3 protein-coding genes are annotated in these 2,857 nt (G+C 40.3%); 1 reads left to right on the forward strand and 2 read right to left on the reverse strand.

What is annotated here, in order from left to right:
• Positions 1-120 precede the first annotated feature (120 nt).
• Positions 121-1,428 (reverse strand): acetyl ornithine aminotransferase family protein, encoded by a 1,308-nt coding sequence (locus tag AC5JMK_RS00630; protein ID WP_096675251.1) that lies wholly within the window; start codon positions 1,426-1,428, stop codon positions 121-123.
• A 173-nt stretch (positions 1,429-1,601) separates the two neighbouring features.
• Positions 1,602-1,838 carry a hypothetical protein gene (locus tag AC5JMK_RS00635; protein ID WP_096675252.1) on the reverse strand — a complete coding sequence of 79 codons (237 nt, stop codon included), beginning with the start codon at positions 1,836-1,838 and terminating at the stop codon, positions 1,602-1,604.
• A 533-nt stretch (positions 1,839-2,371) separates the two neighbouring features.
• On the opposite strand from AC5JMK_RS00635, the gene AC5JMK_RS00640 reads away from it, so the two are divergent.
• Positions 2,372-2,812 carry a DUF4332 domain-containing protein gene (locus AC5JMK_RS00640; RefSeq protein ID WP_096675253.1) on the forward strand — a complete coding sequence of 147 codons (441 nt, stop codon included), beginning with the start codon at positions 2,372-2,374 and terminating at the stop codon, positions 2,810-2,812.
• Positions 2,813-2,857 lie beyond the last annotated feature (45 nt).

Below are 2,857 nucleotides of genomic sequence, written 5' to 3' on the forward strand. Positions count from 1 at the left end.
CTTTTTACTTTTTACTTTTTACTTTTTACTTTTTACTTTTTACTTGTTTTGACAACAACTTTTTTGCGAGGTAAGAAGATTTTTGAGCAAGGACAGGTAATTTGTGCGGTGTGTGAACCACTAGTGCAAAATCTCTGCTAACACAGCAGCGAAAATTCCCAAAGCAGTCTCAATCTGATCACTATCAATCACCAATGGTGGACAGAAACGAATAGCTGCTTTTCCACAACCAAGCAATAACAAACCATGTAAAAAAGCTGTTTGTAAAATGCGATCGCGTAACTGTCGATCCAAATTTCCTCGATCATCAAACAAATCCACCGCCACCATCAAACCTTTACCACGTGGTAGGGAAACTCTGGGAAACTGTTGATGCAAATTCACTAAACCAGCTTGCAGTAACTCTCCCATTTTGGTAGCATTTGTCATTAAACCGCTTTCCAATAGTTCCAAAGTGGCAAGGGCAGCAGCACAAGCAACAGGGTTTCCACCAAAAGTGGTAGCATGGGAACCAGGCGGCCAAGTCATGATTTCTGATCGGGCGAGAATTGTACCTAGAGGTAAACCACTAGCAATACCCTTAGCGGTAGTAATAATGTCTGGTGTAACGCCCCAATGTTCGATCGCAAACAATCGACCTGTACGCCCCATACCCGATTGCACTTCATCCACTATCATCAAGATGCCGTAACGATCGCATATTTCGCGAATCCGTTGTAAAAATCCCTCCTCTGGTACAATATAACCACCTTCGCCTTGAATTGGTTCAACGATAATTGCTGCTACTTCATGGGGTGGTAGCATGGCGGGAAATAATTGTTTTTCTAGGTAATCTAAACTGGCGTGAGTTCCATAAGGAATATGTGTTACCCCCGGAACTAGAGGGCCAAAACCTTCTCTTTGCACTGCTTTGGAACCAGTCAGAGACATGGCTCCATAGGTACGTCCGTGGAATGCTCCTAAAAAGGCGATAATCAGGGAACGTTTAGTGTAGTATCTCGCCAGTTTGATGGCGCCCTCGTTAGATTCCGCACCAGAGTTAGTAAAAAATACTTTCGCACCATTGGGAAAATCTACGTTTTTAACTAAGCTTTCCGCTAATTCCACCATCGGTTCATAGTAAAAATCAGTACCTGACATGTGCAATAACTTGCCAGCTTGTGCTTGAATAGCCTGCACAACTTTTGGATGCGCGTGTCCTGTGGCGGTGACAGCAATTCCCGCCGTCATGTCTAAAAAGACATTACCATCCACATCTTCTACCATACAGCCTTCACCACGAGCCACAACTAAGGGATAGTCGCGAGTATAAGAAGGAGAAGTTACAGCGCGATCGCGTTCGATAATTTTTCTAGCACAAGGCCCTGGCAAAGAAGTGACTAAATAAGGCGATCGTGGTAAATGATCATTTATAGAGATGCTTAACATGATTTTTTTTAATGTTTAAAGAATATTTATGATTAAATGCTGAGGTGATATTAGTTGCAGTAACTTATGATTCTATTTACAGTGTATTCACAAAAAAACAGGGAGTAAAAAATTTGCAAACTCACACACCTCCCTGAATTTGATTGGTTATTGGCTACTTTTATAGTGAATTTCTAATCATCGTCATCCTTGTCATCGTCATCACTATTATTGCGCCGTTGGTTATTTTCTCTGTCGTCATCATCGTCATCTGAGTCTGATCGATTTGTGTTATTCTCTCGTTGTTCTTGGCGTTCATCTTCTGTGCCAAAGTTGCAACCAACTAATCCCCCTGGCAAGATCACTAAGCTAGCAACAGCTAGAATACTCCAAATATCTTTTTTGATCCAACGCTCGCTTTTGTGCAACATAAATTTTATGTTTTGAAACTCTACTTATTTTTAAGATACTGCGAGTTGGAATTTTCTAATTAAACAAGCTAGGGGAGCATCCCAATTTTTTCAATATATAGCTAAGGGTTTAAACCCTTAGCTAATAGCACAACTAGTCTGCTTAAGCAGACTTTCGCTATGAGCCTGGAACTTTAGTTCTAGGCAGGATACTCACGCTTGCTGAAATCTGCTGTAAATATTTTTGCGTAGCTGCTTCAATGAAATTTTTACTCGCGATGGCTTTCACATTTGCAGCAAATCTGATTTAAACAATGAATCAAAATTTTACTTTGGTAACAAATCTGAAAACTTTATTTATTATTAAAATCATTTTCATAGATAAAAATTTTACTTTAGTGGCAAATCTGAAATTTTTATCTATGAAATAAAACTATTTTCATAGATAAAATTTTACTTTAGTGACAAACGTTATCATGTTTGTTATGGGTGCAACTATTTTTGTAATCAACGTTAATCTTAGTAAGTGCGAGTTGATTTTTTAAGTTATACAAATGTCTCCTAAACCGAAAGCGCCAGTTTGTCTTGTAAAATCCTGTGACTGGCCGATTGAACAATTACCAGGATTATCCCAGCAAGAAGTCTCCCAATTACAAAACTGTGGTATTAACACCACAAAAGCATTAATTGAACAAAGCCAAACTCTCCAGGCGAAAGTGACACTTGCCAATAAACTGCAAATTCATCTTCAGTATGTCAACAAATGGGTAGCATTAGCAGACTTAGCGCGGATTCCTGGTGTTGGTACTCAACATTGCGGTTTATTACTTCATGCTGGCGTGGGTTCTGTAGCTTTGCTGGCGACTCTTCCCACTCACAGATTGCACAGACAAATCTTGCGTTTGCAGGTAGCAACAATGCAACGACGAGATCTATGTCCTTCTGTTGAACAAGTACAGCAGTGGATTCAGCAAGCCCAGGCGATTAGGGGATAGGGGATAGGGGATAGGGGATAGGGGATAGGGGATAGGGGATAGGGG

This window comes from Pelatocladus sp. (assembly GCF_059505505.1).

Excerpts from the sequence above, each read along its gene's own strand:
- AC5JMK_RS00630 (WP_096675251.1), bottom strand. The coding sequence starts at position 1,428 with ATGTTAAGCATCTCTATAAATGATCATTTACCACGATCGCCTTATTTA.
- AC5JMK_RS00635 (WP_096675252.1), bottom strand. The coding sequence starts at position 1,838 with ATGTTGCACAAAAGCGAGCGTTGGATCAAAAAAGATATTTGGAGTATT.
- AC5JMK_RS00640 (WP_096675253.1), top strand. The coding sequence starts at position 2,372 with ATGTCTCCTAAACCGAAAGCGCCAGTTTGTCTTGTAAAATCCTGTGAC.